Source organism: Sebaldella sp. S0638, from assembly GCF_024158605.1.
In the GTDB taxonomy this organism is placed as follows: Bacteria; Fusobacteriota; Fusobacteriia; order Fusobacteriales; family Leptotrichiaceae; genus Sebaldella.
In genome coordinates, this window is the sequence record NZ_JAMZGM010000021.1 from 1 (window position 1) to 13500 (window position 13500).

The following is a 13500-nucleotide window of genomic DNA, read 5'->3' on the forward strand; positions in this document are numbered from 1 at the left end:
AATAGATAAATCAATATATGAAAAACAAATCTTTTATTATATCAGATTTAATTTACAGACTTTCTTGCACACTCCCTGTACAGGATCCAATCCTTTTAGTTTAACTCTTCAAAAAAGTGTAATTTTTATCTTTTTGATTCTATATTTGAAACTCTGATTGAATAATCCGTCTTAATACACATTTTTTCTTTGTATCATCATTTTTAATTTCTGAAATAAAACCATAAAATTTCAAAAAATCATTTTCTAATATATCAATTTTATTAGAAAACCTTTATTTTCATTAATATATCACTATAATCCAAGTTATATTGGTAGTTTCTTTTTTAAAATGTTTCTTTATAAAAAAATATACTCAAAGTCATATTTTTTATATATTATTTATTATTTTTTATTTACATTTTTTAAATTTTATGCTAATATGTAAACATAAAATATAAAAAAATACTATTTATCAAATAAAAGCTTTATAAATAAAATTTCTGGGAGGAAGAATGCATTTTGACGATAACGCAGAAATCATTAATCCGGTACTGAAAATTATCAGAGAATACGAAATGATTGAGAAAGCAGAACTCGCACACTATAACTTTCAAAAAGAGCAAAAGAAAAGACTGAAAAGAAAATTCAAAAAATCAAAACAATATAAAGTATTAAAAACCGCCGCGATATATATAGGAATATTTATGATGATTTCAGCTTTCAAGATGAATGCAGTATACGCTGTTATGGATCTGAATATGCAGCTGAAAATACTTGATTCGGAAATTACTGAATCGGAAAAGGTTTTGAACAGCTTCAACATGTCTGATATCTATCAGATGGATCTCGCAAAAGTAAAAGACACTTCCAAAAAAATGGGATTTACAGAAGACAAAAAAGTTGCCTATGTTTATTTTAAATAAATAATTAATTTGGTTTTGTTCATGTTCGAAAGGACCGGCTTTCACATATGCCGGTTAAAGTATAAAATTTACAGACCTCGGAAAATTTAGTCCTCTAAATATTCAGGGGTATTTTTTTATAACATAGCTTTTCCTTATTCAAAAAATTAAAAAAATTTGTGCTGTAATTGAATACTAATAAATGAAAGGAGCTTAATATGAAAATACTGATTGTTGAAGATGAAATTATGATTGCAGAGGCTGTTGCCCATATATTGAAAAAAAATAACTACAGTGTTGATATAGCCGCTGACGGGGAATCAGGGCTGGATTTTGCTTTATCAGGTATTTACGACATTATTATTCTGGATATTATGCTTCCGAAAAAGGACGGCTTTAGCGTACTGCATTCTCTGCGGGACGCCAAAATACCAGTTCCGGTTATTATGCTCACTGCCAAAAATCAGACACAGGATAAGATAAAAGGGCTGGATTCCGGAGCAGATGATTACTTGGAAAAACCCTTTGAAATGGACGAGCTTTTAGCAAGACTGAGAGCTTTGTCACGGAGAAAAGGAGAATTTGCTTATAACGGAATTCTTCAATACGGGGATATAACCCTTAATCCACATCAATTACTGCTCACATCCAAAGACAAAGAAACAAAACTTACGCCAAAAGAAGCTCAGGCTCTGGAACTGCTCATTGCCAATAAATATATTACTGTTTCCAAAGATATAATGATAGAAAAATTATGGGGTTATGAATCAAATGCAGAAGACAACCATGTAGAAATCCATATATCTTTACTGCGTAAAAAGTTAAAGCAGATTAACAGTACGTTGACAATAAAAGCAATTAGAGGATTAGGATATATTCTGAATTATCCCGGGGAGGTATAGAATTGCTCACAAAACTTAGAAACAGATTTTTCCTGCTAATGACAGGTTTTTCGGTAATATTTCTTATCACAGCATTTACAGCTGTTTATGCTGTATCTTATTTCAAAACTTCATCTGAAATCAATGAAAAGCTTAATTTTACCGAAGTATTGGAGATTAATACTGATAAAGAAGTATCTCTCGGCGGCGAAAAAACCACTGCTCTGGTGGTCAGCAGAGTCTTCCCCAATCTGGGAGTTTATTTTAATCTGATTGTAGATAAAAATGGGAAAATACTGGTAATTGATTCTGCACTGGAATTCCCCGCCGATGTTTATGAAAAAGTGGGATTTGATGCATGGACACATAATAACAGACAAACAATAAAATTCGCAGACAGATTATGGAAATATAAAATAACACCTTCTGTAACTCAGATAATAATAGATAACGGCAGTTCCTCAGATCATACCGATACTGATGAAACTTATCAGATTCGCTTTTTGGATGTGACCGAATCTATGGAAAGCCTGAATACTCTCAGAAATACATTGTTATTAACTGGTTCTGCTCTGCTCTTAGCTTTTTTCTTTATGAGCCTGTACTTTTCCAATCGTGCAGTAAAACCAATGCAGGCTGTATGGGATAATCAGCAACGCTTTCTTGGTGATGTTTCTCATGAGCTGAAAACACCTTTAAGTATTATTACGGCAAATATCGGAGTATTGTATGCAAACAAAGAAGAAACTGTGGAAAGTCAGATCAAATGGCTTGACTATATCCTAAACGGAACAAAGCGAATGTCAGAATTAGTTCAGAACATGCTGACTCTCTCCAAAATAGAAACTGAAAATACATTTTCAATTAAGACTCCGGTTAACATAAGCAGCACTCTGGCTGAAACCGTTAATTCTTTTGAAGCTGCGGCAAATACCAAAAATATTAATATAGAAGAAAATATAAGCGGAAATATTTCAGCGACCGCTTATCCAGGCTTAATAGAACAGGTAATTTATATTCTGCTCGATAATGCAGTACGCTATACCCCGTCAGGAGGAATTATCAGCATTATACTGCACAAAGAAAAGTCCGCTGCTGTACTGACAGTTCAAAACAACGGAGCCGGAATTCCAAAAGAGGATCTGCCCAAAATATTTGACAGATTTTTTCGTTCAGATATTTCGAGAACTAACAGCGGCGACAGTTTTGGACTCGGTCTGCCTATAGCAAAATCAGCAGTTGATAAACTAGGCGGTAAAATTGAAGCAGAAAGTACAGAAAATGAAAAAACAACTTTCACTGTTAAGATTCCACTCTAATTTTTTTTGATATTCAAGGTTCCCTAAAGGTTTGATTGTTATAATACAGTATAAACTCAAATAAAGGAGAACCCGAATGAAAAAAAATATTTTATTAAGACAAATTATGTCTGGTTTCATTTTCTGTATTTTTATTACAGGAATAACAGCCAGCAGTGAGATTCACGCTTCAGCTGTACCGCTTCAGGTTCAGCAGTCTGAAAATTCCGGGAACATCGTAAGTTTAAATAACCCGCAAATACTAAGTCCGCTGGAAAAAATACCAACCCGCCAAAGTATCATGACTGAGATTGAAGAACTTAAAACAAAACTAAATAAAAATCCTAAAGATACTGATACACAGCTGGCATATGCCAGAAAACTATTTCAGCTTGGAAATTTTCCTGAATCCAAAAAAATTCTTGATCCGGTTTTGAAAAAAGAAAAATTTTCAGACGAAGCACTTTATCTTTCAGCTCAAATTGAGTATGTTACAGGAAATTATAAAGAAGCAGAAAAACTATATGACAAATTAAATGAAAGCAGTTCAAAAGACTATGAAACAAAGGCGCAAACAGGACTTTTATATATCTACTACCAGACAAACCAATTTGATAAAGCCAAAAATCTTACAGCTGATCTGGAAAAAAACATGGATGAACCTTTAAAGGAAATGATGAAAGGATTTCAGAATAATAAGCCGTATAAAATCAGCTGGAACGGAAATTCTGAAATAAAAATTCCGTTTATTGCTAATGAACCGTTACCTGTAGTCGAAATGCAAATTAACGGAAAGAAAATCAATGCAATTATTGATACTGGTGCATCTGATTTTTACATTGACGAAGAAACTGCCGCTGCATTGAATATTCACACACTATCCGTTAATACAGGAAAATATGCCGGCGGAATAGAAGTAGAGACTAAATTTGGAATGGCTGATTCTTTATCACTTAACGGAGTCAGAATAGAAAATATTCCTGTGGTGATAGCATCTATTAACCAGTTCTCAGCTTTGTACGATAATATAGAAATCAGCGGAATTATTTCCACAGGAATACTCAAACAGTTTTTAGCAACAATGGACTATCCTGACAGCCGGCTTATTTTAAGACCTAAAAATGCACAGGGTAAATCTCTGCTGCAGCAATATCTGGCAAAGCAAAATAAAGTATATGAAATTCCTTTCACCCTTTCCGCTGCTCATTTTATGACAGCTAAAGGCAGTATTAACGGAAAAGATTCTCTAAACTTTTTTATGGATTCTGGTCTTGCTGATGAAAAATCCGGACTTATATTACTGGAGCAAACAATGGCTTACACAGGTATTCCCATGCCCAAAACAACAAAAGGATCGTCTGCTGACGGCAGCGGAGGATTAGGTGGAAATGATTTTGAGGTAGGTGAGTTTATCGTTAATAAATTCAGGCTTGGGAAACTGCCTGCTGAGTATAATGTATGGTCTTTATATGGTATTTTGGAATCATCATTTAATTATGAAGAACCCAATGGCTTTATCATGGACGGACTTATCAGCCATAACTTTTTGAAAAAATACAGCTGGACAATAAATTTTGATACTATGAAAATGATTTTCACACAGTAATTTTTTGAATAATTCAGAGCCAAATAATTTAAAAAGGGTAGTACAGAAATTATAATACTCATATCTAATATTATAAATTCCCAATACTATCCTGATAAAAAGTCAATAATGATAAATACCACTATTTATTCATTATTGCTTTTTTTAATTCTTTTATTTCCTTTTTCTGTTTGTATGCTTTTATTTCTTGATTTTTATACATTAATTCCAAAACAAAACATCTGTATGTACTTTCAAAATTTTTTAAAATAATTATATTTTTCATAACCATTTCATAAAAATCATAATCCGCCGGTTCTTTCATTTCCAGATCCTCAGAAAATTCAGCAAGCTTTTTAGCCCGCTTCATAAGCTTTCTTACAACATTTTTATATAAATCAGTCATTTTATTAATTTTCTTTGTTAACTGTCCAAGTTCTTTTCCGGATTTCCCCTTTAAATTTACCAATAATAACCGCAGTTTCTTTTCTCCAAGTTTTTCCATTTTTCTTATTTCTTTATAAATCTTAATATTATTTATCTCCATAAATCTGGATTCAATTTCCGGATTTATACCTGATTCCCGGTCTTCTCCCGCTATTTCCTCTGCCATAACTTATTCTCCTTCTATAAAAATATTCTGCTATTCATAAAAAGTCACGCTGTAGTCCTTCATTCTTTCATTTTCATCATATATAAATTTAGCAGAAAACATTCTGTCCTCAAGCATCCATCTCATGAAAAGCTCGTCGCCCTCCCACATATCCAGATCAAAAAGTTTGCTGTCCTCTATCCATTTCAGGTCTCCCTCGGGAGATTCTATAAGCTCGCCGGAAAACTTTTCTACAACATAAAGATAGCCGTACCAGTCTTCACTGCTGTTAAAATCAGGAAATGTAAGAAGCCCTCTTAATTTCAGTTCTTCTGCCTTCAGTCCTGTTTCCTCAAAAACTTCTCTTACTGCGCACTCTTCCGGCGACTCCCCTTTTTCTATCTTTCCGCCTACCCCTACCCATTTTCCTTCATGCATGTCATTTTCTTTTTTGGTTCTGTGAAGCATTAATGTTTTCCCGTCTTTTTTTATATAACAGAGTGTTGCTAATTTCAATAGTTTCAACTCCTTTTCGATTTTTTGCCCAAAATTTTTATTTCGTATTATCATATCTCATTCTGCAAATTTCCCTGTACTCACAGAAACGGCAATTCTTCGGGTCGTCTGTCCGTCTGTATTTATCCGACTTCTCAAAGTCATCTATTACATCTTTCATATCACTCATGGTCAGGAAATCTTTTCCGTCATCCTTATCAATAACATCCATATTCAAAACATCATAAATTATCTTTTCTGCACTTTCATTTTCATAAATCAGATTTGAGTAAAAGTAAAGCTGCCCCAGTTTTCCTTTTCCTGATTTAAAATCTATAATAAAATGTTCTTTCTCAGTTTCTATAAGCAGATCGAGCTTTCCTACTATTTTCACATTATCCGTAATCTGTCTTTCCTTTTTGAATTCAGGCTCAAAAACTATAATTTTATCCTTTATTTTTCGCTCCAAACTCCTGAAAAATTCCGTAACACTTTCAGTTACTATAGGGAATATTATTTCCTCATAATAATTGCCATATTTTTTTGATATCTTTTCAGACTCGCTTTTTATTACATCTTTTATTGTTTTCTCTACTTCTGTACTGTTTACATCAAACTTCATTGTATCTATAATCTTGTCTTTCTGAGCAACAGATATCCTTTCAAATACCTCATGTATAAGAATACCCAAGGATTTTGATGTTATTTTTTCCTGAGGTTCTATGAATTCTTTCAGACCAATCATTTTTTTCAGATAAAATCTGTAATGACATTCCTTCAAATCTCTAAAATCATAAGCCCCGATTTTCAGTTCCCTGTCCGGCCCTGATTTATACAGGGTATCGTCTCTGTTCCCCTTATATTCTATTCTTTTTTCATCAAACATTTCTTTCAAAATATCAGCAATATTTGACTCATTAAACATAATCTCATTAAATTTCAGATTATTTTCTATTCTTATTTCTTCTGCTAGTGAACTGACAAAGATATTCTGATCCTGTATCTCTAAAGAGTATATATCTATTAACTTTGCACTGTTCAAAAACCTGAAAATCCTGAATTTCTCAAATTTTTTCAGCTCTTCTGTGCTGGGAAGTCCGTTCAGCTCACGTTCTCTTTCCCCGAGAAAAAATAAATTCTCATTTATATCATAAAGATTTTTTTCATGAATATTAAAAAGTACAATTTTTTCTTTTTCTTCATTTCTAAAGCTTTTAAAATCATCAAGCATTATCTCCTGAGAATCCTCTTTTATATTCAATGTCACTTCTTTAAAATCAAAATATTTCAGTATTATTTTCAAAAAATTCGCACCGTTCGGTTTAAAGTAACTATCCCAGTCCCTGTGTATTTTCAGCTTTTCTATTGCCTCTATTTCATTTAAAGCTTCATAATATTTATCGAGATCATCAGTGTATCTGTTATCCAAAAGCATAGATTTATTGAATTTTTCCATTACTTCTAGGACTTCAAGGAAGTTATCCGTATTAAATATATTTTCCAGATCAGAAAATATTGCAGATATTTTTCCCTTAAAAATGTCGCTTACATTCAGATGCTTTACAAGATTTCTGGTAATGTAAATATAGTCATACTGTATTATTTTATCTACAGTCTCGGTAAAATAAACATCTATTTTATAATAAGCCGCAAAAACTTTGTTTGATATTGCATTTCTGAATTTCTTGAGATTTATGTTAAAATCCTCTGTATGTGATTCCTTACTTTCCAAAAGGTCGAGAATATATTTAAAAAAAGTATAGAATCTCGTGTTTTTCAGATAAATTCTGCTCTTTACATTTGCCTTACTCTGAGACAGCAGATTAAAATAAATCTCATTTTCCAGATCAGGAACAAGCAGATTCAGATTTTCCATATCTTTATTTCTTTCAAGAATATCAAAAACGTTAAGTATCTCATTATCACTTTTATAAAGTGATATTTCCTTATCTTTATCAAAAACCATTCTAGCTTTTTTTATTTTTAACTCAGCGTTATCATAATCTTCTTCATCAATCTGATTTACTATTTCTACGGAAAATTCCTTTTCCAGACTTTTGGCTGTCTCTTTCTCAAAAACAGTGAAATTAAAGTGATTAACAAAAACTATATCATTATATCCTTTTAAAAATAAGGTACTAAAATTTTCAGGACTTTCAAGGAAAAGTTTATTAGTGTAATCTAATTCTGAAAGTTTTTTTTCATATTTCACTTTCATTTCCTCAAGAATTTCGTAGACTTTTCTTTTATTTTCACTTTTAAGAGCAAGTTTTTTTATTCCCCATTCCTTTAATTCTTTATAGAAATTCAAAAATGAAGAGGCTATATCAATAGAATCAAAATAATTTTCTATCTTAAAAAAGTCTCTTTCTCTCTCATCAAGTATTTCATAAAATAATATCTGTTCCTTCTCCTCTTTAAGCATTACTTTATCTGTATAAAACAGCTTTTCCCTAAGTTCCCCTATAAATATAAAAAGGTTTTCACGTGTAATATCTTCATTTTCATATAACTTCTCAAACTCAGCTTTATCCGAAGGACTGGAAAAAACAAATACTGTATTTTTTTTATTCATATATTCTGAAAAATCTCCAAAATATCCTATATTGCTTATTTTCATTCTATCTCCCGTATTTTTTCATACAGCTTTCCAGCTGTAAATTTATTCGGATTTTATTTATAAATATTACATATATGATACCATAAATTCAGCTAAAATATAACAGCAAAAAAACTTCCCGCGGCAAAATCTGTTTACCGCAGGAAACTTTCTGTATACCTTTATTTTCCCCTATCCCAAATCTGTATGATGTTTATAAATTGTCCTGTTGATTCCACCCTTAAATTATTCTTTATTACATTTTCTCATTTTAAAAAACTTCTGCCTTTTTTTCCAATTCCGGCTTTATTTCATCAAATCTTTTATTTAATGTATCTGTATCATATACATTAGTTCCTTCTAAAACTGCAGAATCCGTATCCAACCCGAAAAAGTCCTTAAAAATGAGATTTAGGTACTTTATTCCGTTTTCCATAGATTTCATAGGTTCTTCTGAATAAATTCCGCCTCTTCCCATAAAAAGCATCATCTTTTTCCCGGCTATAAGACTCTGAAAGCCTTTTTCAGTATATTTAAAAGTTTTTCCTGCAATCAGCAATCTGTCAATATATGCTTTTAATATTGACGGAATTGAGAAATTCCAAAAAGGAGCAGCTATAATAAATTTATCATATTCCAAAAACTGATTGGCATATTTTTTTACTTCTGTCTCTTCCGGCATAGGCATTCTCACAAGTTCCTCTGCATTTAGCGCCTGAATCCCCTCATTATAAAGATCTAACTCTTCAACTATATCATCAGGATTGAATTTTTTATAATTCTCCAAAAATTTTTCCGACATCTTTAGGCTCCAAGAATCCTCAACAGATTTCGGAGTTGATTTTATGTACAGTATCTTGCTCATTTCCTACTTCCTTTCTTTTATAAATGTGTTATAATAATGTTATCTTAAAAAGGAGCTTTTGTAAAGTAAGCACTTTTTAGTTATCTGATATCAAAAAGATACTAATTAATTTTACTGTGAAAGAGGTATAAAATATGTATGAAGATTCAAAAACCTGTCCTGTAGAAACAACATTACTGCTTATTAATAATAAATGGAAAATAAGAATTATTGGTTCTCTGTTAAACGGAACGCGAAGATTTAACGAAATCAGAAGAATTCTTGAGGATATTTCCCAAAAAGTTTTGACTCAAAATCTACGTGAAATGGAAAGAAACGGACTAGTTAACAGAGAAATTTATCCCGAAATCCCCTTAAAAGTAGAATATTCCCTGACAAAACTGGGTTATTCTCTAAAGCCTATTTTAGACGAAATGGTGGAATGGGGAATTAAATATGAAAAAAACTTGCTGGATAAATAAAAAATGCAGAATACTCCAAACTTGTATTCTGCATTAATACTTTTTTACTTATATACAGGTACCAGATCCCTGAAATAAAAATAATTATTATCACTTAATTCCCTAAACCATTTCCCTGATTTTTTCATCTTTCTGTTTCTGGAATCTTCCAGATTTATTTCCACAAGACCATATCTGTTCTTAAAAGCATTTGCCGGTGATACACAGTCTGTAAATGCCCAAAGCATATATCCCTTGCAGTTTGATCCTTCATCTATTGCTTTCAAAAGCCATGCCATATGCTCGGATATAAAGTCTATTCTGTAGTCATCCTGTATTACTCCATCTTCATTTTTATATTTATCCTCGCCTTCCACGCCCATTCCGTTTTCAGAAATCATCCATTCCACATTTCCATATTCATTTTTCATTCTCATTGCCATATCATACATAATTTTAGGATATATCTCCCACCCTCTGTGCGGATTCATTCTTTTCCCCTGTATTTCATGATGATCAAAATAATAAGAAGGATGAAAAGGCACTTCTGGATTCCATGCAGAGTTTCTAGCTTTTATTCTTACGGGAAAATATAGATTCAGCCCCAGAATATCCACAGTATTCTTTTTTATTACTTCCAATTCTTCTTCTGTATAATCAAAGAGACAGTTATGCAGATCCAGCACTTCAAAAAGTTCCTTTGGTATCTCGCCTTTTACTGCGGGATCCATAAAAATTCTGTTATAAAACAGGTCAAACATGTCAGCTGCCTTCATATCATGCGCAGATGACGATCTCGGATAAGTCATTTCCGGGTTCAAAACCACGCCTATTTTGCTTCCCGCTTTTTCTCCGTAGTTTCCTCTCCTAAAAGCTTCCACTGCTTTTGCAGTAGCGAGAATTTTATTGTAATTCCACTGCATTGCCAGCTTCGTATCCTGTTTAAACGGGAATCTCTGTGCATCAAGTATTGTTCTTGTCTGTAAAACTATAGGCTCGTTAAATGTAAACCAGATTTTTACCCTGTCCCCGTATCTTTTGAATGCTTCCACAGCATATTTCACATAAAGATCTATTACATGTTTGGAACCCCATCCACCGTATTTTTCAAATAAAGCAGCGGGATACTCATAGTGTTCCAGACAAATCATAGGTTCTATACCATTTTTTATCATTTCATTTATTACACTGTCATAAAAAGCAGCCCCGTCTTCATCTACTTCACCTGTCTCAAAGTCTTTTATAAAACGGCTCCAGTCTATAGAAGTTCTATATGAACGAAGACCGCATTCTTTCATAAGTCCTATATCTTCCTTATATCTGTTATAAAAGTCTGTTGCCACAGCAGGTCCGTAACCGTTATGCCATAATTCAGGAGTAGCCTTATACCATAAATCTATAAATGTATCATGTCCTATTTTCTTTCCGCCCCATCCCTCAGTCTGCCAGGCTGATGAAGCAGCCCCGAGAATGAAGTCTTCTGGAAGCTTATACTTTTTCATATTATTATCCATATCTTCTCCTTACTATTTTTTATCAAAATTTTGTATACTTAAAAGGAGATATTCCAGATACCACCGGATAATCTCCTTACTCCTGTTATCTCTATTCCCCGAGCATATCCAATGCCATTTTCAATACTTTCGGCCCGTTGCACATACCGTAGTCTACCATTGGTATTGCCTCTACTTTCAAATTATATTTAGCAGCTTTCTGCTTCATGGCATCCAGCTGGAATTTTATCTGCGGCCCTATTAATACCACATCTGCATCCTGCATATTTCTGTCAGCAGCATCAGTAGACACAGCCCATATTTTAGTTTCCAGCCCTTGTTCTTTGGCTGCCTTTTCCATTTTAGTAACCAGCAGGCTTGTTGACATACCTGCGGAACACACTAGTAATATTCTTACCATATTTACACCACCTTCTTAATTATCTGAATTATTCCTTATGTTCGCTTAAATGCAATGCTTCTTCCTCAGCTTCCTGCTTTTGCAGGTACAGATCCCACGCTTTCAGGAACGGCCAGTATATCAGTGCGGAGACTGCTATATTTACTGCCTGAAGAATAACTGCTCTCCAGTCGCCGTTTGTAGCGAGAAACCCTGAGAAGAAACTCGGAACTGTCCATGGTACTGCTATTCCCGCAGGAAAGTTTACAAGTCCAAGTGCCATTGATATATATGTTATTGCACCCACTGCCATTGGTGCCAGAACGAATGGTATCATCATTATAGGATTCATCACTATTGGCACACCAAAGATAATCGGCTCGGAAATATTAAAGATCGCAGGCCCTATTGCCAGTTTTCCTATTGATTTCATTTGTTTTGATCTTGCTATTATAAATATACATATTATAAGACCAATTGTAGCACCACATCCGCCCAGCCCGTTTACAAAGTTATCATGAAACTGCTTTGTAACAATATTCGGCAGCGGCAGCCCGGCTTCTAGAGCCTGACGGTTTTGATCCATTGCAGGAAGAAGTATGGAATCCATGACTCCGAATACTACCCTTGTTCCGTGTATACCCATTGTCCAGAATAAATGATACAGGAATATAGTTCCCAATGCCCCTCCAAATGACAGACCTACTTTAGACAGCGGTGTTGCTACGAATTTTGTTATAAAGGCAAAGATTGTTTCGTATTCAGTGCTTTCAAAGAATAATCTTATGCACCAGAATAATAAAAGTATAACCAGACACGGTACTATTGCCGTGAAAGATTTTGACACTGCCGGCGGTACAGATTCCGGCATCTTTATTACAAAATTTTTCTTAACTATAAACATAAAGATTTCAGTGGCTATAAATGCTGTAATTATAGCTACCATCAGACCGCCCGCCGAAAAGTTTCCTGTCGGCCACACTCTTCCAAGGCTTAGTTTTTCACCTGATTCCAGTATTACATTATTGACAGTATTTACAGGTATCAACAGCAGATATGCCGCCAGTGATATTGCAGCTGCGGAAAAAGCATCCATATCCTTTTCCTTTGCTATCTGATACGATATAGACATTACCGCAATTACAGCTACTATGTCAAATGTTACTCTTACTGGATATAGTATCTTTGTCAGTACATCCGGACCAAATGTTGCTGTCATCCATTCAGCATAACCTGGTATAGGAACATTTCCAAGAATCATAAAAACAGAACCTACTATAATAAGCGGCATCGTAACGGCAAGACCGTCTCTCAAAGCTCTGATATATCTCAGAGAAGCTATTTTGGCTGCTACAGGCATAGCATACTTTTCTAAAAAATTAATTACAAAGTTCAAATATTACCACCTCTTCATGATTTTGTGAGAAAATATTTTTCGGAATTTTTTTTGTAATTATATCGATTATTATGAAAAAATACCAAAAAAAGAAAAAAATTTCCTTCTTTAAAATTATACTTTATTTTTTTAAAATGTCAATATCCCTTTCAAATTTTTTTCTCTAGATCATGATTTCACTTTAAATACAATTATTCACCATCAGCCTTTCCGCTTTTATAGTTATTTTTAAAATTATAAAATTTTTTTCACTTTTTGAAAATATGGAAAAAATTTTCATTTAATAGAAAAAGCTGTTCAAAACAGCTCTTATAGGTTTATATATTAGAAATTCAGACTTTTTATTCCTTAAAACAATATTCTTTCAGATAAAATTTCGTGAAAATAAAAGGCTGTTTCGGCATAACCAAAACAGCCTATTTCCTTAAGGGGTATTAAAGGAAATTTAAAATGAAGAAAAAAGCTTTTATCTAAAAGACCTGTATATTATATGTATTCTTTCTTTGAGAGCTCTTTATTTAAACTTAGAATCATGTTAGGACATATATTCTATTTACTGTTATTATTTGCTT

12 protein-coding genes are annotated in these 13500 nt (G+C 33.1%); 5 read left to right on the top strand and 7 right to left on the bottom strand.

Features of this window, described 5'->3' with window-relative positions:
- Positions 1 to 494: 494 nt before the first annotated feature.
- The 4 genes from NK213_RS07720 (at position 495) to NK213_RS07735 (ending at position 4669) form a co-directional block, all read left to right on the top strand.
- On the top strand, positions 495 to 905 hold the full coding sequence (locus NK213_RS07720; protein ID WP_253348333.1) for a hypothetical protein: 411 nt from the start codon (positions 495 to 497) through the stop codon (positions 903 to 905).
- 197 nt (positions 906 to 1102) lie between these two features.
- A complete protein-coding gene (locus tag NK213_RS07725) occupies positions 1103 to 1786 on the top strand; it encodes a response regulator transcription factor (RefSeq protein WP_253348334.1) in 684 nt (227 codons plus the stop codon).
- A gap of 2 nt (positions 1787 to 1788) precedes the next feature.
- On the top strand, positions 1789 to 3084 hold the full coding sequence (locus tag NK213_RS07730; RefSeq protein ID WP_253348335.1) for a cell wall metabolism sensor histidine kinase WalK: 1296 nt from the start codon (positions 1789 to 1791) through the stop codon (positions 3082 to 3084).
- A gap of 76 nt (positions 3085 to 3160) precedes the next feature.
- Complete coding sequence (locus NK213_RS07735) at positions 3161 to 4669, top strand: aspartyl protease family protein (RefSeq protein WP_253348336.1); 1509 nt, start codon at positions 3161 to 3163, stop codon at positions 4667 to 4669.
- A 121-nt stretch (positions 4670 to 4790) separates the two neighbouring features.
- Here NK213_RS07735 and NK213_RS07740 read toward each other — a convergent pair whose 3' ends face one another.
- From NK213_RS07740 to NK213_RS07755, 4 genes are all read right to left on the bottom strand, one after another.
- Positions 4791 to 5261: a hypothetical protein gene (locus NK213_RS07740; RefSeq protein ID WP_253348337.1), complete on the bottom strand. Its 471-nt coding sequence runs from the start codon at positions 5259 to 5261 to the stop codon at positions 4791 to 4793.
- Positions 5262 to 5291: 30 nt separating this feature from the next.
- Complete coding sequence (locus NK213_RS07745) at positions 5292 to 5756, bottom strand: NUDIX domain-containing protein (RefSeq protein ID WP_371926393.1); 465 nt, start codon at positions 5754 to 5756, stop codon at positions 5292 to 5294.
- Positions 5757 to 5793: 37 nt separating this feature from the next.
- Positions 5794 to 8355 carry a PD-(D/E)XK nuclease family protein gene (locus tag NK213_RS07750; RefSeq protein ID WP_253348339.1) on the bottom strand — a complete coding sequence of 854 codons (2562 nt, stop codon included), beginning with the start codon at positions 8353 to 8355 and terminating at the stop codon, positions 5794 to 5796.
- A gap of 250 nt (positions 8356 to 8605) precedes the next feature.
- Complete coding sequence (locus NK213_RS07755) at positions 8606 to 9199, bottom strand: FMN-dependent NADH-azoreductase (RefSeq protein WP_253348340.1); 594 nt, start codon at positions 9197 to 9199, stop codon at positions 8606 to 8608.
- Positions 9200 to 9333: 134 nt separating this feature from the next.
- Between NK213_RS07755 and NK213_RS07760 the strand changes: the two genes are divergently transcribed.
- Entirely contained in the window at positions 9334 to 9660 is a 327-nt protein-coding gene (locus NK213_RS07760; RefSeq protein ID WP_253348341.1) for a helix-turn-helix domain-containing protein, read from the top strand.
- 44 nt (positions 9661 to 9704) lie between these two features.
- On the opposite strand, the gene NK213_RS07765 is transcribed toward NK213_RS07760, so the two are convergent.
- The 3 genes from NK213_RS07765 to celB all read right to left on the bottom strand — a co-directional run bounded on the left by NK213_RS07765 (position 9705) and on the right by celB (position 12928).
- Positions 9705 to 11153 carry a glycoside hydrolase family 1 protein gene (locus NK213_RS07765; RefSeq protein ID WP_253348342.1) on the bottom strand — a complete coding sequence of 483 codons (1449 nt, stop codon included), beginning with the start codon at positions 11151 to 11153 and terminating at the stop codon, positions 9705 to 9707.
- Between the two features lie 91 nt (positions 11154 to 11244).
- Entirely contained in the window at positions 11245 to 11553 is a 309-nt protein-coding gene (locus tag NK213_RS07770) for a PTS sugar transporter subunit IIB (protein WP_253348343.1), read from the bottom strand.
- A gap of 28 nt (positions 11554 to 11581) precedes the next feature.
- Complete coding sequence (gene celB, locus NK213_RS07775) at positions 11582 to 12928, bottom strand: PTS cellobiose transporter subunit IIC (RefSeq protein WP_253348344.1); 1347 nt, start codon at positions 12926 to 12928, stop codon at positions 11582 to 11584.
- Positions 12929 to 13500: the final 572 nt, after the last annotated feature.

Bases quoted from the DNA above. Each gene is read 5' to 3' on its own strand.
- NK213_RS07720 (WP_253348333.1), top strand. From the start codon at position 495: ATGCATTTTGACGATAACGCAGAAATCATTAATCCGGTACTGAAAATT.
- NK213_RS07725 (WP_253348334.1), top strand. From the start codon at position 1,103: ATGAAAATACTGATTGTTGAAGATGAAATTATGATTGCAGAGGCTGTT.
- NK213_RS07735 (WP_253348336.1), top strand. From the start codon at position 3,161: ATGAAAAAAAATATTTTATTAAGACAAATTATGTCTGGTTTCATTTTC.
- NK213_RS07740 (WP_253348337.1), bottom strand. From the start codon at position 5,261: ATGGCAGAGGAAATAGCGGGAGAAGACCGGGAATCAGGTATAAATCCG.
- NK213_RS07750 (WP_253348339.1), bottom strand. From the start codon at position 8,355: ATGAAAATAAGCAATATAGGATATTTTGGAGATTTTTCAGAATATATG.
- NK213_RS07755 (WP_253348340.1), bottom strand. From the start codon at position 9,199: ATGAGCAAGATACTGTACATAAAATCAACTCCGAAATCTGTTGAGGAT.
- NK213_RS07760 (WP_253348341.1), top strand. From the start codon at position 9,334: ATGTATGAAGATTCAAAAACCTGTCCTGTAGAAACAACATTACTGCTT.
- NK213_RS07765 (WP_253348342.1), bottom strand. From the start codon at position 11,153: ATGGATAATAATATGAAAAAGTATAAGCTTCCAGAAGACTTCATTCTC.
- NK213_RS07770 (WP_253348343.1), bottom strand. From the start codon at position 11,553: ATGGTAAGAATATTACTAGTGTGTTCCGCAGGTATGTCAACAAGCCTG.